This window comes from Streptomyces sp. MA5143a (assembly GCF_900290235.1).
Taxonomy (GTDB): domain Bacteria; phylum Actinomycetota; class Actinomycetes; order Streptomycetales; family Streptomycetaceae; genus Streptomyces.
On the sequence record NZ_OLMK01000094.1, the window covers coordinates 50,371 to 72,975 of the forward strand.

General features: G+C 72.2%; 17 protein-coding genes. 9 read left to right on the plus strand and 8 right to left on the minus strand.

All coding sequences use genetic code 11. The features are described 5' to 3' along the window. The first annotated feature begins 195 nt into the window (after positions 1–195). On the plus strand, positions 196–981 hold the full coding sequence (locus SMA5143A_RS33810; protein ID WP_107466655.1) for a protein phosphatase 2C domain-containing protein: 786 nt from the start codon (positions 196–198) through the stop codon (positions 979–981). Positions 982–1,426: 445 nt separating this feature from the next. Here the strand turns inward: SMA5143A_RS33810 and SMA5143A_RS33815 are convergent, their stop codons facing one another. The 4 genes from SMA5143A_RS33815 to SMA5143A_RS33835 form a co-directional block, all read right to left on the minus strand. Beyond that, entirely contained in the window at positions 1,427–1,921 is a 495-nt protein-coding gene (locus tag SMA5143A_RS33815) for a MarR family winged helix-turn-helix transcriptional regulator (protein WP_107466656.1), read from the minus strand. A gap of 326 nt (positions 1,922–2,247) precedes the next feature. Then, positions 2,248–4,650, minus strand: a complete 2,403-nt coding sequence (gene lon, locus SMA5143A_RS33820) for an endopeptidase La (RefSeq protein ID WP_107466657.1) — start codon at positions 4,648–4,650, stop codon at positions 2,248–2,250. 631 nt (positions 4,651–5,281) lie between these two features. Further along, positions 5,282–6,178 carry a rhomboid-like protein gene (locus SMA5143A_RS33830; protein WP_308812059.1) on the minus strand — a complete coding sequence of 299 codons (897 nt, stop codon included), beginning with the start codon at positions 6,176–6,178 and terminating at the stop codon, positions 5,282–5,284. Positions 6,179–6,572: 394 nt separating this feature from the next. Next, a complete protein-coding gene (locus SMA5143A_RS33835; protein WP_107466683.1) occupies positions 6,573–7,250 on the minus strand; it encodes a TetR/AcrR family transcriptional regulator in 678 nt (225 codons plus the stop codon). A gap of 215 nt (positions 7,251–7,465) precedes the next feature. On the opposite strand from SMA5143A_RS33835, the gene SMA5143A_RS33840 reads away from it, so the two are divergent. The 6 genes from SMA5143A_RS33840 to SMA5143A_RS33865 all read left to right on the plus strand — a co-directional run bounded on the left by SMA5143A_RS33840 (position 7,466) and on the right by SMA5143A_RS33865 (position 16,749). Next, positions 7,466–9,220 (plus strand): glycoside hydrolase family 3 protein, encoded by a 1,755-nt coding sequence (locus SMA5143A_RS33840; protein WP_107466658.1) that lies wholly within the window; start codon positions 7,466–7,468, stop codon positions 9,218–9,220. Between the two features lie 102 nt (positions 9,221–9,322). Next, complete coding sequence (locus SMA5143A_RS33845) at positions 9,323–9,997, plus strand: spermidine synthase (RefSeq protein WP_107466659.1); 675 nt, start codon at positions 9,323–9,325, stop codon at positions 9,995–9,997. A 131-nt stretch (positions 9,998–10,128) separates the two neighbouring features. Beyond that, entirely contained in the window at positions 10,129–10,866 is a 738-nt protein-coding gene (locus SMA5143A_RS33850; protein WP_055513578.1) for a response regulator transcription factor, read from the plus strand. 56 nt (positions 10,867–10,922) lie between these two features. Beyond that, entirely contained in the window at positions 10,923–12,065 is a 1,143-nt protein-coding gene (locus tag SMA5143A_RS33855; protein WP_258193881.1) for a HAMP domain-containing sensor histidine kinase, read from the plus strand. A 613-nt stretch (positions 12,066–12,678) separates the two neighbouring features. After that, positions 12,679–16,482 carry a multifunctional oxoglutarate decarboxylase/oxoglutarate dehydrogenase thiamine pyrophosphate-binding subunit/dihydrolipoyllysine-residue succinyltransferase subunit gene (locus tag SMA5143A_RS33860; RefSeq protein WP_107466685.1) on the plus strand — a complete coding sequence of 1,268 codons (3,804 nt, stop codon included), beginning with the start codon at positions 12,679–12,681 and terminating at the stop codon, positions 16,480–16,482. A gap of 87 nt (positions 16,483–16,569) precedes the next feature. Continuing rightward, positions 16,570–16,749, plus strand: coding sequence for a DUF6104 family protein (locus SMA5143A_RS33865; protein WP_003992906.1), 180 nt, complete (start codon positions 16,570–16,572; stop codon positions 16,747–16,749). A 37-nt stretch (positions 16,750–16,786) separates the two neighbouring features. Here SMA5143A_RS33865 and SMA5143A_RS33870 read toward each other — a convergent pair whose 3' ends face one another. After that, a complete protein-coding gene (locus tag SMA5143A_RS33870; RefSeq protein WP_107466660.1) occupies positions 16,787–17,638 on the minus strand; it encodes a hypothetical protein in 852 nt (283 codons plus the stop codon). 250 nt (positions 17,639–17,888) lie between these two features. Here SMA5143A_RS33870 and SMA5143A_RS33875 point away from each other — a divergent pair, with 250 nt between their 5' ends. Both SMA5143A_RS33875 and SMA5143A_RS33880 read left to right on the plus strand, forming a co-directional pair. Further along, entirely contained in the window at positions 17,889–19,088 is a 1,200-nt protein-coding gene (locus tag SMA5143A_RS33875) for a DUF4097 family beta strand repeat-containing protein (protein ID WP_107466661.1), read from the plus strand. Between the two features lies 1 nt (position 19,089). Continuing rightward, complete coding sequence (locus SMA5143A_RS33880) at positions 19,090–20,310, plus strand: PadR family transcriptional regulator (RefSeq protein WP_107466662.1); 1,221 nt, start codon at positions 19,090–19,092, stop codon at positions 20,308–20,310. Positions 20,311–20,376: 66 nt separating this feature from the next. Here SMA5143A_RS33880 and SMA5143A_RS33885 read toward each other — a convergent pair whose 3' ends face one another. The 3 genes from SMA5143A_RS33885 to SMA5143A_RS33895 form a co-directional block, all read right to left on the minus strand. Further along, positions 20,377–21,066 carry a Clp protease N-terminal domain-containing protein gene (locus tag SMA5143A_RS33885; RefSeq protein WP_107466663.1) on the minus strand — a complete coding sequence of 230 codons (690 nt, stop codon included), beginning with the start codon at positions 21,064–21,066 and terminating at the stop codon, positions 20,377–20,379. After that, positions 21,066–21,275 carry an HTH domain-containing protein gene (locus tag SMA5143A_RS33890; RefSeq protein WP_055513588.1) on the minus strand — a complete coding sequence of 70 codons (210 nt, stop codon included), beginning with the start codon at positions 21,273–21,275 and terminating at the stop codon, positions 21,066–21,068. Before SMA5143A_RS33890 ends, SMA5143A_RS33885 begins: the two co-directional genes overlap by 1 nt. Positions 21,276–21,385: 110 nt before the next feature. After that, a complete protein-coding gene (locus tag SMA5143A_RS33895) occupies positions 21,386–22,351 on the minus strand; it encodes a zinc-binding dehydrogenase (RefSeq protein ID WP_107466664.1) in 966 nt (321 codons plus the stop codon). Positions 22,352–22,605 lie beyond the last annotated feature (254 nt).

The window sequence follows — 22,605 nt, forward strand, 5'->3', positions numbered from 1 at the left end:
CCCGGCTCGTGCCGATGTCCCGCCCGGTCGGCCGGTTGGACGTCGGCGACGCGCTTTGGCAGTATTCGCCGCCGCGCTTCCCCAGCCACGATCATTCCATGCCAAACCCGGCGCCCGAGTGGGAGGGTCCGCGTCGTACGGCGACCATTGTCGGCCTTTCGCGGATCTTGTGGAGGGCTCGTGCAGACTGGCCGAATGCGTACGGAACTCGTCTCTGAGCCCGGCCATCCCTCCCGCCCCAACGAGGACTTCGCGTCGGTCGCGCTTCCCGCCGGGGGACAGGGCGGTGCCGTGGTCCTCCTCGACGGCGTGACACCACCGCCCGCCGACTACGGCTGTCGACATTCGGTCGCATGGTTCACCTCCCGCCTCGGCGGCGCACTGATCGAACTGTCCCTTTCGGAACGGGATTCACCCCTGGCCGCGGTCCTTGCGCAGGGCATCTCCCGTACCGCCCGGGCGCACGCCCAAACCTGTGACCTTTCTCACCCGAGAACCCCACAGGCCACAGTGGTTCTGGCGCGGTGGTCGGCGCGGACGCTGGAGTACCTGGTCCTCTCCGACTCCGCGCTGCTGTTCGAGGGGCCGGACGGGCTGGTGACGACGGTGCTGGACGACCGTCTGTCCCGGCTCCCGCGGGCCTCCCTCGCCACCGCCGCGATCGCCGACTCGACGGTCCGCAACAAGGAGGGCGGCTTCTGGACGGCGGCGGCGGATCCGGCCGTCGCCGAGCGCGCCGTCACGGGGGCCGTACCGCGCGAACGAGTGCGTTCCGTGGCCGCCTTGACCGACGGGGCGACCCGCTGGGTGGACATGTTCCGCGAGGGCGGCTGGGAGGACTGCTTCACGTACCTGCGCAAGGAGGGCGCGGCCGCCCTGGTGGAACGGGTCCGGGACCTGGAGGCCGCCGACACCGAACGCCGCTTCCTCGGCCGGGCGAAGACCCACGACGACGCGAGCGTGGTGTTCGCGGAGCTGTGAGGGAGCGGAAAGGTGCGGTCACGCGCAGGTGCGCGGGCACGGACCGGTGCGCGGGCACGCGCGGGCACGGGACGGTGCGGGCACGGGCCGGTGATCCATGGCGCCCCGAAGCCGGCGCAGCCGGGGTGCCGGGAGCCGTGGTGAGGCGCGGTCACCCGGCGCGGCGCGCCATTCGCGGCGTCAGCCGTCGGCGCCCCGGTTCAGCTGGTGCAGCACGCGCGGGCACGGGCCGGTACGCGGGCACGGACCGTGCAAGGGCACGCGCAGGTGCGCGGGCACGGACCGTGCAAGGGCGAGCGCAGGTGCGCGGGCACGGACCCGTGTGCGGCACGGATCGCTGTGCGGGCACGGACCGGTGATCCATGGCGCCCCGAAGCCGGCGCAGCCGGGGTGCCGGGAGCCGTGGTGAGGCGCGGTCACCCGGCGCGGCGCGCCATTCGCGGCGTCAGCCGTCGGCGCCCCGGTTCAGCTGGTGCAGCAGCCGTGCGAGTTGGGCCACCTCGTCCCGGTCCCAGTCGGCCAGCTGGCGTACGTATGCCACCCGCCGGGCGTCGCGCACCGCGCGGAACCGGGCCCGTCCCTCGTCCGTGAGGTGGACGAGCCAGGCGCGGCCGTCGGCCGGGTCGGGTTCGCGGGCGATGAGGCCGAGGTGTTCGAGGGCGCGCAGCTGACGGGACATCGTGGCCTTGCCGACGCCGATGTACGCGGCCAGCTCCGTGGCGCGCAGCCGTCCCGTCTCGTCGAGCCGGGCGAGGAGGCCGTACGCGGCGGACTCCAGGTCCGGGTGGACCGCCCGGGCCATCTCGCCGGACTTGGCGCGGGCGCGCCGCAGCAGGACCGTCAGTTCCCGCTCCAGCGCGAGGAACGCCTGGTCCATGCCACCGGCCGGCATCCCGGGCCCGATGTCGCCCCGGCCGCCGTTTCCGCCCTCGTCCTGCACGTCAGCGCTCCTGATCCCGGTTCCACGTCGCCGAAGAGTTGCCGAAAGTTTCCGCCGCGGACCGCCGTCGCGGGCGGCGCCGTAAGTATTCCGCAGGTGGGCGGTGACGCGGACCGCCGGGAACACGCGCGCGACGGGCCACACCCGCGGCGGTCCGCCCAAGGGAGAGGCCCGGGCCTCCCTCACGGGACCCGGGCCTTCCCTCGTCCGGCGGATGTCCGTCACGTCACCGCCGGAGCTTCGCGGGGCCGCCCCTGTGCCGGGCGGCCGTGCCGTCGTGCCGTCGTGCTGTCGTGCTGTCGTGCCTGTCGAGCTGTCGAGCGAGGTCAGGCGGCCGTCGGGACCGCCACCTCCGCGGGGGCGAGGGCCAGTTCCAGCACCTGTCGGACGTCGGTGACGGCGTGGACCTCCAGCTTGTCGAGGACCTCGGCGGGGACGTCGTCCAGATCGGCCTCGTTGCGCTTGGGGATGATCACCGTGGTGACCCCGGCCCGGTGCGCGGCGAGCAGCTTCTGCTTGACGCCGCCGATGGGCAGGACCCGCCCGGTGAGCGAGACCTCACCGGTCATCGCCACGTCCGTGCGGACCAGCCGGCCGGACAGCAGCGAGGCCAGGGCCGTCGTCATGGTGACACCGGCGCTCGGTCCGTCCTTGGGCACCGCGCCCGCCGGGAAGTGGATGTGCACGCCCCGGTCCTTCAGATCGGCGACGGGCAGCTCCAGTTCGGCGCCGTGCGAGCGCAGGAAGGAGAGCGCGATCTGCGCGGACTCCTTCATCACGTCGCCCAGCTGCCCGGTGAGCGTCAGCCCCGCCGCGCCCGTCTCCGGGTCCGCCAGCGACGCCTCGACATAGAGGACGTCGCCGCCGGCGCCGGTGACCGCGAGCCCCGTCGCCACTCCGGGGACGGCCGTGCGCCGCTCCGCCGGGTCCTGGGCGGACTCGGGCACGTGGTGCGGGCGCCCGATCAGTGCGCGCAGGTCGGCGTCGGTGACGGTGAACGGCAGCTCCCGCTCGCCCAGTTCGTGCTGGGCGGCCACCTTGCGCAGCAGCCGGGCGACCGACCGCTCCAGGTTGCGCACCCCGGCCTCGCGGGTGTACTCGCCGGCGAGCTTGCGCAGCGCGCTCTCGTCGAGGGTGACCTCGTCGGCGTCGAGGCCGGCCCGCTCCAGCTGCCGCGGCAGCAGGTGGTCCCGGGCGATGACGACCTTCTCGTCCTCCGTGTAGCCGTCCAGCCGGACGAGTTCCATACGGTCGAGCAGCGCGTCGGGGATCGCCTCCAGGACGTTCGCCGTGGCGAGGAAGACGACGTCGCTCAGGTCCAGCTCGACCTCCAGGTAGTGGTCCCGGAAGGTGTGGTTCTGGGCGGGGTCGAGGACTTCGAGCAGCGCTGCGGCCGGGTCGCCCCGGAAGTCGGAGCCGACCTTGTCGATCTCGTCGAGCAGGACGACCGGGTTCATCGACCCCGCCTCCTTGATGGCGCGGACGATCCGGCCGGGCAGCGCGCCCACGTACGTACGCCGGTGGCCGCGGATCTCCGCCTCGTCCCGTACGCCGCCGAGGGCGACCCGGACGAACTTGCGCCCCATGGCGTGGGCCACGGACTCGCCGAGGCTGGTCTTGCCGACGCCGGGCGGCCCGACGAGGGCGAGCACGGCACCGCCGCGCCGGCCGCCGACGACACCGAGCCCGCGGTCGGAACGCCGCTTACGCACGGCGAGGTACTCGGTGATGCGCTCCTTCACGTCCTCCAGGCCGGCGTGCTCGGCGTCGAGGACACCCTTGGCACCCTGGATGTCGTAGGCGTCCTCGGTCCGCTCGTTCCACGGCAGTTCGAGCACGGTGTCGAGCCAGGTGCGGATCCAGCCGCCCTCGGGGGACTGGTCGCTGGACCGTTCGAGCTTGTCGACCTCCTTGAGCGCGGCCTCCCTGACCTTCTCGGGCAGGTCGGCGGCCTCGACCCGGGCGCGGTAGTCGTCGGACTCCTCGCCCTCCTTCTCGCCGTTCAGTTCGCGCAGTTCCTTGCGGACGGCTTCGAGCTGACGCCGCAGCAGGAACTCCCGCTGCTGCTTGTCGACGCCCTCCTGGACGTCCTTGGCGATGGTCTCGGCGACGTCCTGCTCGGCGAGGTGGTCGCGGAGCTGCTGGGTGGCGAGCTTCAGCCGGGCGATCGGGTCGGCCGTCTCCAGCAGCAGCACCTTCTGCTCGGTCGTCAGGAACGGCGAGTAGCCGGAGTTGTCGGCCAGCGCGGAGACGTCGTCGATCGCCTGCACACGGTCGACGACCTGCCAGGCGCCGCGCTTGCGCAGCCAACTGCTGGCCAGGGCCTTGTACTCGGTGACCAGTTCGGCGACATGGCCGGGCAGCGGCTCCGGCACACTCTCCTCGACCCGGGTGCCCTCGACCCACAGTGCGGCCCCGGGCCCGGTGGTCCCGGCCCCGATCTTCACTCGGCCGCGTCCCCGGATCAGCGCGCCCGGGTCGCCGTCGGCGAGCCGGCCCACCTGCTCGACGGTGCCGAGCACACCCGTGGCCGCGTACGCGCCGTCGATCCGCGGCACCAGCAGCACCCTCGGCTTGCCGCGTTCCGCACGCGCCGCCGCCTGGGCGGCCTCCACCGCGGCCCGTACATCCGTGTCATTGAGGTCCAGCGGCACCACCATGCCGGGCAGCACGACCTCGTCGTCGAGCGGCAGTACGGGCAGGGTGAGCGGTGCGGACGTCGAAGCCATGATCTCTCCCTCGGCATTCAAGTTGAGCTATGCCGACTCAATGCACATGAGCCCGTGGATGTTCCCCGAGGGCCGGGTCGTTCGCTGTGGGCGATCAGGGACGGGACGACGCACGGGCGGCCACCCCCTGAAACAACCCCGCACAGGCAAGAGCGCCGGGTCGCCTCGCGAGGACCGATGACGACGTCGAGGAGGAGGCGGTCCGGAAGGTGGCCGGCGCGGTCACCGGGGCCGGAGTGTGGCTCAAGGTCTGCGCCGCCGCGTCGAGAGTCGCCCCCTGCCTGGGCGAGGGCCGGGGGGACCCCGAGCCGGGCCGGCCGATGACCGCAGCCCTGGGGACGCCGGAGGGCCCGGCCGTCACCGCCCCGGAGGGCTACCGCCGACGCACCTGGGTCCGGGGCGGCTTGATCCGCACGATGGTCGCCGCACCGGACGGCTCGTGGGCCTCGCGGCCGGATCGCCCCGACCGGGCGGACCGCGGTCGTCGACCAGATGGAGACCTCCGCGTCCCACCGCCGCCGGGGCCTCGGCACGCTCGTCGTGCGCACCCTGACCCTGGGCGACGTCCGAGGAGGGCGCGGAGGTCGGCGTGCCGAGCGGGGGGCGCCCCCTCCCCCGCGCAGGGCTCAGGTCAGCTGGGCCGGACCTTCACCGGGCGCGCCGGGCCCTGGGGTGGGACCGCGTCACGGGCCGTCGCCGCGCGCCGCCACCGCCGTACCACCGGCCACGTGGCGACGCCGATCGCGAGGGCGACCAGATGGCCCCAGTTGGTCATCGGGTCCGTGAACGCCGTCAGGTCCTCCAGGAGCATCCAGCCGAAGGCGAGCAGCAGCGGCCAGCGCGACCACCACGGCAGCACGGCGGCCAGCGCGCCCACGCTCGCCGCCACGCCGAAGCTGATCCCGTAGTCGAGGCGGTGGAGGGAACTGCCGGGCAGCGAGCCGGTCAGGACGGCGACCCCGACCGGGATCTCGGTGGCGAGGGTGGCGAGGCCATGCCCCAGCAGGAAGACCATGGCCGTGCGCCGGCCGCCGATCCGGCGCTCCAGCGCGGTCAGCACCAGCACGAAGCCGAGCGCGTACGGCGACGCCACCCCGCCGGCGATCCACAGCGCGCTCGCGACGAGCACCGGCACCGGGGCGCCCACGAGGTGCGCGACGTCCGTACTGAAGCCCTGGTGGAGGGCGTGGACGACGGCCGGGTCCGCGTACTCGGTGACGAGCGAGGTCAGCAGCAGGACGGCCAGGTACCAGAAGGTGAAGGGCGTGCCGGTGGGGGTGGGGAGCAGCCGCCAGGGGCGCGGAAGGGAGCGGTGTGCAGGAGTGGGACGTGTACGGCGACCGAGGGCGAGCCGGCCGCTCCGGCCCCGGCACCCCGAGGACGCGCCCCGCTCACGACCGAGCCCTGACGGCTTCGGCAGCCGCGCCCGCTCGGCACCGGGTCCCAGCGGCCCGGCCGGTCCCGACTGCTCGACGGCACCGGCTCCCAGCGGCCCGGCCAGTCCCGACTCGACGGCACCGGCTCCCAGCGGCCTGGCCAGTCCCGACTGCTCGACGGCACCGGGCCCCAGCGACTCCGCCAGCCCTGCCCGCTCGGCACCGGGACCCAGCGACTCGGCCAAACCCGCCCGCTCGACACCAAGCCCCAGCGGCCCCGGCGGTCCCGCCCGCTCGACACCGGGACCCGACGGGTCGGTCTCTCCCCCGCCCCGTACCGGCGTCACCACGCCCGGCTGGCGTGGGATTCCGTTCAGGAACGGCCCGGCAGCCGACGGTGTCACGTCGGTCCGGTCCGGCCCTGTCCCGGTCTCCACGCCATCCAAGATGAAGCGCTCCCTCCGTTTGGCTCCACCTTCGGCATCCCGGCGCCCTCTGTCTGTGACCTGCGCCACGTTCGCCGGGATTCACAGCAATCCGACAACCTCACCCGTCCGTCGAGAGCACCCGCAGCACCCGCTCCACGTACGCCCGGAACCGTCCCGCCAGGTCGAACCCCCGCGGGTCCAGCACCCATTGGATCCGGAGCCCGTCCAGCACGGCGGCCACCTCCTGCGCGACGGCGTCGGCGACGGCATCCGTGTCCGGCCGCAGTTCACCGGCGTGCGCCGCCCGCCGCAGCACCCCCGACATGACCTCCATCAGTTCGGCGTACCGGTGGGCGAAGTACCCGTGGGCGGGATGCCCGGGGTCGCCCGCCTCCGCCGCCAGAACGTTGAACATGCGGGTCTGCCCCACCCGCGCGCTGTCGTGCTCGACGAGCCGCACGAGCATCGAGAACATCTCCGCCGCCGACGCGAAGTCGTACGCGAGGAACCCCTCCCGCTCGCTCGCGTCGGCGCGTTCCAGCACCTGGAGGAGGAGGCCCTCCTTGGAGGGGAAGTGGTGCAGCAGGCCACCCTGGGTGATGCCGACGTCCTTGGCGATGCGGGCGAGGGAGGAGGCGTGGAAGCCCCATCGGGCGAAGTGGTCGACGGCCGTGTCGAGGATGCGCTGCCGTCGTTCGTCGCCGACGGCGTACGAGCCGCGGGGCGTCCGGGCGGCGGGCGGCGTCCGTCTGCCGGGTTCGTCGGCAGACCCCTCGGGCGTCCGGTTCCGCGCCATGCCCGCCACCCTAGCCCTCACCCTGCGACCTCGGCGGACGGCGCGAACCGCCGGTTACACGAGTCACGCGCCCTGTCGATCAAGCGGTTGGCCCGGTGATTCTGGCCACGTGACCAAAACCTAGTACCCACTCGGTTTTGCTGCTTCCCTGAACGGGCGCCTGTGCCCCGTCACCCCCCCACGCACCTCCGTACCCCACGTACAAGGACTGCCGGATGCCCACGCCCGACTACCGCGACCCGAACCTCCCCGTCGAGGAACGGGTGGAGGACCTGCTGGCCCGGATGACGCTCGCGGAGAAGGCCGGGCAGCTCTTCCACACCCCGCTCGCGATGAACGAGGACGGCACGCCTGCCGAAGGGGGCGGCTCCCTTCCGTACGGCACCACCGCGCTGGTGACGGAGGGTCATCTGACCCACGTGCAGCTCGTGGGCCGGTACGGCGTGCGGGAGACGGCGGAATGGGTCAACCGGCTCCAGGCGCTCGCCGCGGACACCCGGCTCGGCATCCCGGTCACCCTCTCCACCGACCCGCGCCACTCGTACACCGACCAGCGGGGCGCGTCCTTCGCCACCGCCCCGTTCTCCGCCTGGCCCGCGCCGTCGGGCCTCGCCGCCATCGGCGACGCCGAGCTGGTGGAGCGGTTCGGCGACACCGTCCGGCGCGAGTATCTGGCGGTGGGCTTCCGGGTCGCCGTCCACCCCGTGGTCCGCGCCGGTCACGACCTCGCCACCGGGCACGGTGGTGCCGACCTGTCCGGCGCCTTCGGCTCGTCCGCCGAACGGACGGGCGACCTCGTCCGGGCGTACGTGCGCGGCCTCCAGGGGCCACGGCTCGGTCCCCGCTCCGTCGCCGCCATGTTCACGCACGTCCCCGGCGGCGACCGGTCCCTCGCGCCGGTCGAGTCGGCCGTCGACGCCGGGTGCTCGCGCCTGATGCCTCATCCCGCCCGGCCGACCGCGACCAGGACCGGGCACGGGTCCGGGGAGCCGGCCGACGTCGGCTTCGTCGGCGACGGCGACGGCGACGCCTTCGGCCTCGGCTTCGGCTTCGGCTTCGACCGGAACGCCCTGACCGGCCCGCTCCCCGAACGCCTCGGCTTCGACGGCATCGTCTGCACCGCCCCCGGTCTGCTCACCGGCCCCGCGATCCCGGGCGAACCGCACGGGGAACGGGGCGCCGAACACCTCTCCCTCGCCGAGCGCGCGGCGAGGGCCCTGGACGCGGGCGCCGACCAGTTCGGCGGCGAAGGGCGCCCCGACGTCGTCGTGGAACTGGTGCGGTCCGGCCGGATCCCCGAGGAGCGCGTCGACGCCTCCGTACGCCGGTTACTGCGCGAGAAGTTCCGGCTCGGCCTCTTCGAGAGGCGCTACGTCGACCCGGACCGGGCCGAGGAGACCGTGGGCGCGGCCGATTTCACCGCCCTCGGCGCCACCGCCCAGCGCCGCTCCCTCACGATCCTCACCAACCACTCCCTGCTGCCCCTCACCGACCGCCCGAACCTGTACGTCGACGGTGTCGGCGCGCAGACGGCGTCCCTGTACGGCAATGTCGTCGCCGATCCGGCCCACGCCGACGTCGCCGTACTGCGGCTGCGGACACCGCACGGGGAACGGCCGGACCCCGCCGGGCCGTCCCTCTCCGGGGTGTCCCCGGCGTCCCCGGCGTCCGGTGCGGAGCGGCTGCGGGAGGTCCTCGCGCTGCTGGACGCCGTCCCCACCCTGGTCTGCGTCACCCTGGAACAGCCCTTCGTGCTCCCGGAGATCGCGGCGAGGGCGGCCGCGCTCGTCGTCGACTACGGGGCGTCCGACCCGGCGTTGCTCGACGTGGCCTTCGGCCGGGCGCGGGCCGAGGGGCGGCTCCCCTTCGAACTCCGGCGTCCCACGGCCTCGATGGAGGAGTCCGGGCCGGACGCGTCGAACTCCACCGGGACGCCCCTCTTCCCGTACGGGCACGGTCTGGAGATCTGAGCACGCCCCGTCGCGGCGGGCGGACGCTCCGAACACGTCAAGCCCCGCCGGGGCGGTCGTAATTCAGCCGACGTCGCGTGCGGGACGCGTAAGGATGGGGGGATGACCACCACCGACGTCCCCGAAGTCATCGACCGGCGCGAGGGCCCCTACGGCGAGGTAGTCCTGCGGCGGCACGGGGAGCTGTTGCAGATCATCGCCAACGGGTGCTTCCTGATGGACACCTCCGACGGGCGCTCGGAGCGACTGCTGGTCGACGCCGCCCTCGACGCGCTGACCGGGCGTTTTCAGCCGAGTGTGCTCATCGGCGGCCTGGGCGTGGGCTTCTCGCTCGCACACGCCGCAGCGAACCCGAGTTGGGGCGCGATCACCGTCGTGGAACGCGAACCGGCCGTCATCGACTGGCACCGCGCGGGGCCCCTGGCCGACCTGTCCGCGCAGGCGCTCGCCGACCCGCGGACGCGGATCGTGGAAGCCGATCTCGTCGAGTACGTCAATGAGACTTGCGCCACGTTCGACGCGCTCTGCCTGGACATCGACAACGGGCCCGACTGGACCGTCTCCGACAGCAACGAAAACCTGTACTCACCGGCTGGATTGGCAAGCTGCGCAAGGGTGTTGAACCCCGGCGGAGTACTGGCCGTGTGGTCGGCACAGCCTTCCCCGGAATTCGAGGAAACCTTGGGGAATGCCGGGTTCCATCAGGTGCGTACCGAAGAGATCCCCGTTGCCCGAGGAGTTCCGGACGTGGTGCACCTCGCGGTCCGACCTGGATAGCCCTGGCGTGGTGACTGCCCGTACCCTGCTTGCCTGGCGCCGATCATTCAAGCGTCAATCGCAGTCATGCGCAGCCATGCGTAGTCAAGGGATCACCCCACGGATTCCGGAAAGCAACTCAGGGGCGGGCGATGGAGCAGACACACACCTCCCACAACGGCACGACGGCGACCCCGGGCGCACAGCGCCGGGTGCTCGTGGTCGAGGACGACCCGACGATCGTCGACGCCATCGCGGCCCGCCTGCGCGCCGAGGGTTTCGTCGTACAGACCGCGTCCGACGGCCCCGCGGCCGTGGACACGGCGGAGGCCTGGCAGCCCGACCTGCTGATCCTCGACATCATGCTGCCCGGCTTCGACGGCCTGGAGGTGTGCAGGCGCGTCCAGGCCCAGCGGCCCGTCCCCGTGCTGATGCTCACCGCGCGGGACGACGAGACGGACATGCTGGTCGGGCTCGGCGTCGGCGCCGACGACTACATGACCAAGCCGTTCTCCATGCGTGAACTGGCCGCGCGCGTCCATGTGCTGCTGCGCCGCGTGGAGCGGGCCGCGCTGGCCGCCACCACCCCGCGCTCGGGCATCCTGCGCCTCGGTGAACTGGAGATCGACCACGCGCAGCGCCGTGTCCGGGTGCGCAGCGAGGACGTTCACCTGACCCCCACCGAGTTCGACCTGCTCGTATGTCTCGCGAACACGCCGCGTGCCGTACTCTCGCGCGAACAGCTGCTCGCCGAGGTCTGGGACTGGGCGGACGCGTCCGGGACGCGCACCGTCGACAGCCACATCAAGGCGCTGCGGCGGAAGATCGGCGCGGAGCGGATCCGCACGGTGCACGGAGTCGGGTACGCCCTGGAGACCCCGACCCCCTGAGCCGCGTCCGCACGACGCGCCTCGTACTCGCGTAGGCACAGGGGACTGGTGGCGATATGAGCGGAGTCGGTGACCCACGGCCGGGGAGCCTCGGTGACACGCGGTCACGGAGGGTCGCGGGGCCGCTGAGCGGACTGCGTCCCTTCTCGATCAAGACGAAACTGGGCACGCTCGTCGTCGTCTCCGTCCTGATCACCACGGGTCTGTCGATGATCGCCGTGCACACCAAGACGGAGCTGCGCTTCATCACGGTGTTCTCGATGATCGCCACACTGTTGATTACGCAGTTCGTGGCGCATTCGCTCACCGCTCCGCTGGACGAGATGAACGCGGTCGCCCGGTCCATCTCGCGCGGCGACTACACCCGGCGGGTCAGCGAGAACCGCCGGGACGAGCTGGGCGACCTGGCCCACACCATCAACCTGATGGCCGACGAGCTGGAGGCCCAGGACCGGCAGCGCAAGGAGCTCGTGGCGAACGTCTCCCACGAGCTCCGCACGCCCATCGCGGGCCTCAGGGCGGTGCTGGAGAACATCGTGGACGGCATCGCGACCGCCGACCCCGAGACGATGCGTACGGCGCTGAAGCAGACGGAGCGGCTGGGCCGGCTCGTGGAGACGCTGTTGGACCTCTCCCGTCTCGACCACGGCGTCGTCCCGCTCCGCAAGCGCCGTTTCGAGGTGTGGCCGTATCTGTCCGGGGTCCTCAAGGAGACCCAGATGGTGGCCAGCGCGCGTGGGGGCATGGCCTCCGGTTCCGGCAGCCACACCCGCAAGGACGTCCACCTCCATCTCGACGTCCACCCCCCGGAGCTGACGGCGCACGCCGACCCCGAGCGCATCCACCAGGTGGTCGCCAACCTCATCGACAACGCGGTCAAGCACAGCCCCCCGCACGGCCGTGTCACCGTCAAGGCCCGCCGCGGGTCCACACCGGAGTCCCTGACCCTCGAAGTGCTGGACGAGGGCCCCGGCATCCCGGAGTCCGAGTGGCACCGCGTCTTCGAACGCTTCAACCGCGGTGCGGTGAGCCGACCGCACGGCCCCGGCAGCGACGGCGGCACCGGCCTCGGCCTGGCCATCGCCCGCTGGGCCGTGGACCTCCACGGCGGCCGCATCGGCGTCGCCGAGTCCCCCAAGGGCTGCCGCATCCAGGTGGCTCTGCCGGGAGCGCCGCCCGCCCGCTCCCCCCAGCCGTAGGGCTCCGCCGCAACAGAGTTCGTGTGGTGAGGTGGTCGGCCGACCGCGGCGCCGCCGTGGTCGCTCGCGCAGTTCCCCGCGCCCTTGACGGCATGGGTCGCGCCCGGCGCCGTCAAGGGGCGCGGGGAACTGCGCGACAAGCCACAGCGCGCCCGCGGGACACACGCACCGATCGCCCCACGATCGCGGGGGCCCGGGGCGGCAGCCCCGAAGCCGGTACCCACCTTCCCGTGGCCGAATCCCCTCACCCTTGCCAGATTTCGCTCATCCTCCCAGGGCTTACATATCTGCCAAGTTGACGTAAAGTTCGAACCGGAGCCACAAGATCCACGATCGATCCGCGTCGACGGACACGTGTGATCAGGTGCGTTCAGCCGGTCGGCCGCGCGTTCATCGCCGCAGGCCCCGCCGGACGCATGCCCGATCTGTGCCCACCGCACCCATTCCGGACCGGAACCCCGCTTGTTTCCCGCCATTTCCAGCCCCGAAACACGCATTCCGATGTGACTTACGCGACGATGACGGGGCTCGACCTGACCTTCCCGGCCACGGAGGCGTAGCCTTTATTCCCGCTGTCCATCACCTTGTGAAGCGGAAGAGGGCGGTTGCCGCCGTGTCGCCACAGTCCCCCAGTAACTCGAGCATCTCGACCGACGCAGACCAAGCGGGTAAGAACCCCGCCGCGGCCTTCGGTCCGAACGAGTGGCTCGTCGACGAGATCTATCAGCAGTACCTCCAGGACCCGAACTCGGTAGACCGAGCCTGGTGGGACTTCTTCGCCGACTACAAGCCGGGGGCTGCCGCCGCCTCGGCTCCGGCGGGTACTGCGGCGAAGGGGGCCCCGGCGACCACCACGCCCGCGGCGCCCGCCGCCCCGGCCCAGGCCGCCCCCGCGGCTCCGGCCGCGCCCGCTCCGGCCGCTCCGAAGCCCGCCGCCGCTGCCCCGGCCCCGGCCGCCGCGAAGCCCGCGGCCGCCGCGCCGGCGAAGCCGGCCGCCGCCCCCGCGAAGCAGGCCGCGCCGGCCGCTCCCGCCGAGGGGCCGGAGCTGATCACGCTGCGCGGCCCGGCCGCCGCCGTCGCGAAGAACATGAACGCGTCGCTGGAGCTGCCCACGGCCACGTCCGTGCGCGCCGTCCCGGTGAAGCTGCTCTTCGACAACCGCATCGTCATCAACAACCACCTGAAGCGCGCCCGGGGCGGGAAGATCTCCTTCACGCACCTGATCGGCTACGCGATGGTGCAGGCCATCAAGACGATGCCGTCGATGAACTGGCACTACGCGGAGAAGGACGGGAAGCCCACCCTCGTCAAGCCGCCGCACGTCAACTTCGGCCTCGCCATCGACCTGGTGAAGCCCAACGGCGACCGCCAGCTGGTCGTCGCGGGCATCAAGAAGGCCGAGACGCTGAACTTCTTCGAGTTCTGGCAGGCCTACGAGGACATCGTCCGCCGCGCCCGTGACGGCAAGCTGACGATGGACGACTTCACCGGTGTCACGGTCTCCCTGACCAACCCCGGCGGCCTCGGCACCGTCCACTCCGTGCCCCGCCTGATGCCCGGCCAGTCGGTCATCATGGGCGTCGGCTCCATGGACTACCCGGCCGAGTTCCAGGGCACGTCCCAGGACACCCTGAACAAGCTGGGCATCTCCAAGGTCATGACGCTGACCTCGACGTACGACCACCGGGTCATCCAGGGCGCCGCCTCCGGCGAGTTCCTGCGGATCGTCGCGAACTTCCTCCTCGGCGAGAACGGCTTCTACGACGACATCTTCGAGGCCCTGCGCATCCCCTACGAGCCGGTCCGCTGGCTCAAGGACATCGACGCCAGCCACGACGACGACGTCACCAAGGCCGCCCGCGTCTTCGAGCTGATCCACTCCTACCGGGTCCGCGGCCACGTCATGGCCGACACCGACCCGCTGGAGTACCGCCAGCGCAAGCACCCCGACCTCGACATCACCGAGCACGGGCTCACCCTGTGGGACCTGGAGCGCGAGTTCGCGGTCGGCGGCTTCGCCGGCAAGTCCCTGATGAAGCTCCGCGACATCCTCGGCGTCCTGCGTGACTCGTACTGCCGTACGACCGGCATCGAGTTCATGCACATCCAGGACCCGAAGCAGCGCAAGTGGATCCAGGACCGCATCGAGCGCCCGCACACCAAGCCGGAGCGCGAGGAGCAGCTGCGCATCCTGCGCCGGCTGAACGCGGCGGAGGCCTTCGAGACCTTCCTGCAGACGAAGTACGTCGGCCAGAAGCGCTTCTCCCTGGAGGGCGGCGAGTCCGTCATCCCGCTGCTCGACGCGGTCATCGACAGCGCCGCCGAGTCGCGCCTGGACGAGGTCGTCATCGGCATGGCCCACCGCGGCCGCCTGAACGTCCTCGCGAACATCGTCGGCAAGTCGTACGCGCAGATCTTCCGCGAGTTCGAGGGCAACCTCGACCCGAAGTCGATGCACGGCTCCGGCGACGTGAAGTACCACCTGGGCGCCGAGGGCACCTTCACCGGCCTCGACGGCGAGCAGATCAAGGTCTCCCTGGTCGCGAACCCCTCGCACCTGGAGGCGGTGGACCCGGTCCTGGAGGGCGTCGCCCGCGCCAAGCAGGACATCATCAACAAGGGCGGCACGGACTTCACCGTCCTGCCGGTGGCCCTCCACGGCGACGCGGCCTTCGCGGGCCAGGGCGTGGTGGCCGAGACCCTGAACATGTCGCAGCTGCGCGGCTACCGCACCGGCGGCACGGTCCACATCGTCATCAACAACCAGGTCGGCTTCACCGCGGCCCCCGAGTCCTCCCGCTCGTCGATGTACGCGACGGACGTGGCGAGGATGATCGAGGCCCCGATCTTCCACGTGAACGGCGACGACCCGGAGGCCGTGGTCCGCGTCGCGCGGCTCGCCTTCGAGTTCCGTCAGGCGTTCAACAAGGACGTGGTGATCGACCTCATCTGCTACCGCCGCCGCGGTCACAACGAGTCGGACAACCCGGCCTTCACCCAGCCGCTGATGTACGACCTGATCGACAAGAAGCGCTCGGTGCGCAAGCTCTACACCGAGTCCCTCATCGGTCGTGGCGACATCACCCTGGAAGAGGCCGAGCAGGCGCTCCAGGACTACCAGGGCCAGCTGGAGAAGGTCTTCACCGAGGTCCGCGAGGCGACGTCGCAGCCGGCGTCCGCCCCGTCCCACGACCCGCAGGACGGCTTCCCCGTCTCGGTGAACACCTCGGTCACGGCCGAGGTCGTCAAGCGCATCGCCGAGTCCCAGGTCAACGTCCCGGACCACATCACCGCCCACCCGCGTCTGCTGCCGCAGCTCCAGCGCCGGGCGTCGATGGTCGAGGACGGCACCATCGACTGGGGCATGGGCGAGACCCTCGCCATCGGCTCCCTCCTGCTGGAGGGCACCCCGGTCCGGCTCGCCGGTCAGGACTCGCAGCGCGGCACCTTCGGCCAGCGTCACGCGGTGATCATCGACCGTGAGACGGGCGAGGAGTTCACGCCGCTGATGTACCTCTCCGAGGACCAGGCGCGCCTGAACGTCTACAACTCGCTCCTGTCCGAGTACGCGGCGATGGGCTTCGAGTACGGCTACTCGCTGGCCCGCCCCGACGCGCTCGTGATGTGGGAGGCGCAGTTCGGCGACTTCGTCAACGGCGCCCAGACGGTCGTGGACGAGTTCATCTCGTCGGCGGAGCAGAAGTGGAGCCAGACCTCCGGCGTCGTCCTGCTCCTCCCGCACGGCTACGAGGGCCAGGGCCCGGACCACTCCTCGGCCCGCCCCGAGCGGTTCCTCCAGCTCTGCGCGCAGAACAACATGACGGTCGCCATGCCGACCCTCCCGTCGAACTACTTCCACCTCCTGCGGTGGCAGGTGCACAACCCGCACCACAAGCCGCTGGTGGTCTTCACCCCGAAGTCGATGCTGCGTCTGAAGGCCGCCGCGTCGAAGGCGGAGGAGTTCACGACGGGCGAGTTCCGCCCGGTCATCGGCGACGACTCGGTCGACCCGGCCGCCGTCAAGAAGGTCGTGTTCTGCGCCGGCAAGGTCTACTACGACCTGGAGGCCGAGCGGCAGAAGCGCGGCGCCACGGACCCCTCGGCCGCCGAGACGGCGATCATCCGCCTCGAGCGCCTCTACCCGCTGCCGGGTGCCGAGGTCCAGGCGGAGATCAAGAAGTACCCGAACGCCGAGAAGTACCTGTGGGCGCAGGAGGAGCCGGCGAACCAGGGCGCGTGGCCCTTCATCGCCCTCAACCTGATCGACCACCTGGACCTGGCGGTCGGCGCCGACGTCCCGCACGGCGAGCGTCTGCGCCGCATCTCCCGCCCGCACGGCTCGTCCCCCGCCGTGGGGTCGGCCAAGCGGCACCAGGCGGAGCAGGAGCAGCTCGTGCGTGAGGTGTTCGAGGCGTAAGCACCCTCGACGGCATCCGTACGCGGCCGGGCCGCACCCCTTCCGAGGGGTGCGGCCCGGCCGTTTTCCCGCACTTATCCTTGACCCATGTACTTCACGGACCGTGGCATCGAGGAACTGGAGAAGCGGCGCGGCGAGGAGGAGGTCACCTTCGAGTGGCTCGCCGAGCAGCTGCGGACCTTCGTGGACCTGAACCCGGACTTCGAGGTGCCGGTCGAGCGGCTGGCGACCTGGCTGGCACGCCTGGACGACGAGGACGACGAGTAGGTCCCCCGGTCAGTCGCGGGCGAGTCGCGGGGCGGGGTCAGTCGTGGGGGCGGGAGAGGTCGTACATCAGGCCGAGGGCGCCGTGGGCGACCAGGAGGGCGCCCGCCGCGGTCCAGCCGCCGCTGCGGCGGCGCAGGCCCCAGGCCGTCAGGGGCAGGCCCACGAGGAGCTGCGCGGCGGCGAGCCCGCGGGCGCGTGACGTGCCCGCCCAGGGCAGCCAGGGGCCGAGACGGCCGCGTTCGAGCGCGTCGAGTTCCATACGGACGGCTCCGCGCCAGCCGGTCCATTCGATGCGCTGGGCGTCGGGCTGGACGCGGGCGACCTCCCGGAGACGGTCCGCGGGTTCACCAGGAGTGAGACCGGCCGGGAGGGCCACACCCGCCCGGGCCAGGACCGCGAGCAGGCCCAGCAGCCGGGCGCGGGCGTCCGCCGACGGGTCCGCCTTGGTGAGGTCGTAGAGGGGCTGCGCGTCGAGGACCGGGTCCAGGCCCAGGCGCGCGGCGAACGTGCGCATCGCCTCGTCCTCGCCGACCGGGGTGCCGTTGGCGAGCCATACGTAGCCGACGGTGCGGCGGAAACCCGCGGCCAGGGTGTAGCCGCCGCGGTCCGCGTCCCACCACAGGGCCAGGACGGGCCAGGGAGCGCCGACGGCGAGCGCGGTGGCCCAACCGGTCAGCACCCGGTCGACAGGCTCCCCTCCCTGCAGCCAGGGCTTTCCCTCGGGCACGAGGGCGCTCCACCCGGCGCCGGCCGAGGTGAGCAGCATCCGCTCCCCGAGGAGCTGCGCGACAGGGGCGACGGTCTCCCGGTCCGCGCGGCAGAGCAGCAGCGCACCGGCCGCGGGCGCGGGTCGGGGGCGCGGGGATCCCGGTGTGCTTTCCGTCGACATGCCCCCCACGCTAGGGCGATTTGCCCAGGTTCATACTGCGGGATCACCAGAACGGGTGTCTTGACTTCCGACGGGCGCGATATATCGTGAATGACGTGAGACGCGATATGGCGCGTTGCACAGTCCTGTTCCGTCTGTCATGGGGTCCGTCCGCCATGAGATCCGACTGTCGCGAGATCGGTCTGTCGTGAGGGTCGGTTCTCGTGAGGCCGGTCCGTCATGAGGTCGGCTTGTCATTGGGGGTCAGCACATGTCCGAGTGGTCCGTCGCCGAGCCACGGAAGCTCACCTTCGACGAACCGGTGACGGCGCTCCAGGTGCGCGTCGTCAACGGAACGGTGAACGTCGTGGGCACCGACGAGAGTTCCACCCGACTGGAGGTGTCGGACCTTGAGGGCCCGCCCCTGACGGTGACGCAGAAGGACGGCACGCTGACCGTGGCGTACGAGGACCTGCCGTGGAAGAGCTTCCTGAAGTGGCTCGACCGCAAGGGCTGGCGCCGCACCGCGCTGGTCTCCCTCGCCGTTCCGGCGGGCACCCGCGTCGAGGTGGGCGCGGTCGGCGCCACGGCCGTCATCTCGGGTGTGGACGGGCGGACGGAGGTGAAGGGCATCTCCGGCGACACCACCCTGGTCGGCCTGTCGGGCCCCGTCCGGGCGACCACGGTCTCCGGGAACGTGGAGGCGCAGGCCCTCACCGGGGATCTCCGCCTGAGTTCCGTCTCCGGTGACCTGACCGTCATCGAGGGGTCCTGCCCGACTCTGAAGGCCGACTCGGTGAGCGGCTCGATCATCCTGGACCTCGACCCGGTGGGGGGACCGACCGAGGTCGGCCTCACCAGCGTCTCGGGGGAGATCGCCATCCGCCTCCCCCACCCCGCCGACGCCGAGATCGAGGCCAACACCGCCAGCGGCACCATCTCCAACGCCTTCGAGGACCTCCGTGTCAGCGGCCCCTGGGGCGCCCACAAGATCACCGGCCGCCTCGGCCAGGGGAACGGCCGCCTGAAGGCCACGACCATCTCCGGCTCCATCGCGCTCCTGCGCAGGCCCCCGGCGGAGGACGAGCCCTGGGACGAGGGCGAGAGCACGGCCAAGGGGGGCAGCGCCTCCGGGACGGCCGGTGCCGGTGCCGGTGCCGGGGGCGACGGATCGGTGGGCGTCGACGCCAGGGGCCATGGACCGGCGGGCGCCGATGCCGGGGCCGAGGGGCTGACGGGTGCCGGGGCCGGCATACCGGTGGACGGTGGCGCGACCGCCGGCGAGGCCGGACCGGACACCCCGCCGACCGAGCCGTCCGACGCCGTGACCGACAATGCGACTGCCGATGCCACCGCCGAGCCGTCCGAAGCCCCCGTGGGCCACCCGGTGCCCGACGGCACCACCGGCTCCTCGTCCGACGGCCCCGCCGACGGCACGAGCCCCAGCACGACCGACAAGAAGGTGCTCTGACATGCCTCCCGTCTTCGCCCACGGACGCCTGCGGTTGTATCTGCTGAAGCTGCTGGACGAGGCGCCACGCCACGGCTACGAGGTGATCCGACTGCTGGAGGAACGCTTCCAGGGCCTGTACGCGCCCTCCGCCGGCACCGTCTACCCCCGCCTCGCCAAGCTGGAGGCGGAGGGCCTGGTCACCCACACCACCGAGGGCGGCCGGAAGGTGTACGCGATCACCGACGCGGGTCGTGCCGAACTGGCCGACCGCAGCGGAGAACTGGCCGACCTGGAGCTGGAGATCCGCGAGTCGGTGGCGGAGCTGGCCGCCGAGATCCGGGCCGACGTACGGGGCGCGGCGGGCGACCTGCGCCGCGAGATGCGGGCCGCTGCCTCCGCGGCACGCCAGGCACCGGGGGCCGACCCCGGGGAGCACGGGCCGCTCGGGGAGTTCGGGGAGCAGGCCGACAAGGAGGCGTGGCGCGCGGCGAAGGAGGAGATGCGCCGCGTCAAGCAGGAGTGGAAGGAGCAGGCCCGGCGCGCCAAGGACGAGAGCCGCCGCGCCCGCGAGGAGGCCCAGCGGGCCCGCCGCCAGGCCAAGGAGGCGCAGGAACGGGCGCGCACCCAGGCCCAGGAGGAGCTCCAGCGCATCGCCAAGCGAGTCCAGGACCATGTGCAGGACCACTTCTCCCGCGGCGACTGGCCGACCGGGGTCCGCGAAGGACTGACGGAACTGGTTAAGGAGTTCGGCGAGTTCGGGAAGGACTTCGGAAAGGAGTTCGGCAAGGACCTCGGCTTCGGGCGCCCGGGCGGGGGGTCCGGCCAGGACACGGCGGGGGCGACCGGCACGGGCTCGGGCACCGGCTCGGGCACGGGGCCCGGTACGGCGCCGGGCGGGCCCGCCAGGACGACGGAGGCGGAGGCCGGAACGGGCACGCGGGCCGGCGTGAGCGATGACGTGAGTGCGGGCGGGGCGAGGGGCGACTCCGGCGTCTGGGAGCCGGACTACTCGACCACACCGGAGGAGTTCCCGGGCGCCTATGAACCCTCCTGGGTGCACGAGGCTCCCACGGGCGACCCGGCCCGCGATCTCGACCGGCTCCTGGACCGCTTCCGCGACGACATCCGCGACGCGGCCCGCGACCACGGGGTGACGGAGGACCAGCTCCGTGACGCCCGCCGCCACCTGTCGACGGCGGCGGCCCACATCGGAGCGGCACTGCGGGCGGCCAAGGGGTAACGGCAGGAACAGGCGAGAACGACGGGGAGGCGAGGCCCACACCGCGCGGCGGGCCTCTCCCCGCGGTCAGCTCGCCCTGGCCTCCCCCGCCCCGTACAGCACCCGTTCCAGGGACTCGTAGGTCACTCCATGGTCGGCGAGGACCTCGGCGGGGACTCCGGGGCGGGTGGTGAGGGCGAGCAGCATGTGCTCGTCGCCGATGTGGCGGTCACTGTGGGCCTGGGCGATACGGAGGGAGCGGGTGAGCACCTCCTTGGCGTCGCGGGTGAAGGGCCGGTGGCCCGAGCGACGAGCCCGCCCGCTCCTGCCGCCGCGCCCACCACCCCACGGGCCGAACCGTTCGCCGCCCCATCCACCGCCGCCGTCACCGTCACCAGCACCTCCGACCTCACCACTGGCCTCACGGTCGGCACCCCTGCCGTCCCGGCGGCGCCCCGGCTCCAACGCGCCCGCGCCATGGGCCTCCTCGACGCGGGAGACGATCTTTGCGAGGTCGATACCGAGGTCGGACAGGGCGTCCGCGTCGGCGCGGGTGAGGCCGCCCCGTCGCCGTGCGGCGGTGAGGGCCTGTTCGACGGAGCCCCGGTTGTCGGCCAGGCCCAGCGAGGCGAGGGCGAACGAGGCACGGCTGGCGCGGCGGTCCAGCAGGGCGAGCAGAAGGTGCTCCTCGGTCACCTTGTCGGCGCTGGAGCGTTCCGCGTGGTCGACCGCGCCGAGGACCACGGCACGGGCATCCTTCGTGAACCGTTCGAACATCAATGCCTCCCGTACTTCTTGTGCACGGCCTGCCTGCTCACACCGAGTTCCGTGGCGATCTCCTGCCACGACCAGCCCTGATTGCGCGCACTGCGCACCTGTACCGACTCCAGTTGTTCCAGCAGCCGGCGCAGCGCGGCGACGGCCCGCAACCCGATTCGGGGGTCGCGGTCGCCGGCCCGCTCGGCGAGATCCGTTGCTTCGGTCATAGCGTCAACTTACGTTGACATGAAGTCGCCGTCAACGTTGGTTGACATGCCGAAGGCCGGCCCGAGGAGCCGGGCCGGCCGTGGTGTCGCTCGCTCAGCGGGGCGAGCCGTCAGGGGGTGGTGAGCACGATCTTGCCGAAGAGGTCGCCGGACTCCAGGCGTTCGAAGCCCTCGCGGGCACGGTCGAGGGGGAGCACCTCGTCGATGACGGGGCGCACGCCCGTCGCGGCACAGAACGAGAGGAGGTCCTCCAACTCGTCCTTGGTGCCCATGGTGGAGCCGACGACCTTCAGTTCGAGGAAGAAGATACGGGTGAGTTCGGCGTGGGAGGGGCGATCGCCGCTGGTGGCACCGGAGATGACGAGCGTGCCGCCGGGGCGGAGCGACTTCACCGAGTGGGACCAGGTGGCGGCGCCGACGGTCTCGATGACCGCGTCGACGCGCTCCGGCAGCCGGGCGCCCGACTCCAGCGCCTCGACCGCGCCGAGTTCCAGGGCCCGCTTGCGCTTCGCCTCGTCCCGGCTGGTGGCGTAGACCCGCAGACCGGCCGCCTTCCCCAGCACGATCGCGGCGGTGGCGACACCACCGCCCGCGCCCTGGACGAGCACGGAGTCACCCGGACGGACGCCGGCGTTGGTGAACAGCATGCGGTAGGCCGTCAGCCAGGCGGTGGGGAGGCAGGCGGCCTCCGCGAAGGAGAGTTCCGCGGGCTTGGGGAGGACGTTCCAGGTGGGGACGGTGACCAGTTCGGCGAAGGTGCCCTGGTAGCGCTCGGTGAGGATCGAGCGGGGCTCCCTGGGGCCGACACCGTGGCCGCTCTGGCCGATCACCGAGTGCAGGACGACCTCGTTGCCGTCCTCGTCGACGCCGGCGGCGTCGCAGCCGAGGATCATCGGCAGCTTGTCCTCGGCGAGGCCGACACCACGCAGGGACCACAGGTCGTGGTGGTTCAGCGAGGCGGCCTTCACCTTGACGGTGGTCCAGCCGGGCCTGGACTCCGGGGCCGGGCGGTCGCCCAACTCCAGTCCGTTGAGCGGGTTGTCACGGTCGATACGGGCGGCGTAGGCAGCGAACATGGGCCTGACCATAGGTGTACGCCGCACCCGATGGAACCGATCAACGCTGTGACACGCGTCCCGCGCGGGACTGCGCCCCGTGCTTTTCCTGGAGGGCGGGCCGCAGGCCCGACCCTCCAGGGGCGCGGGGAACTGCGCGACAAGCCCCCACCCACCCGCACCCGCCGACGAACCCGCACCCCCGACCCACTAGGCACCCAAATCCGCCCCCAGCAAGAAGGCGGCCCCGCCCCCACACGGGGACAGGGCCGCCA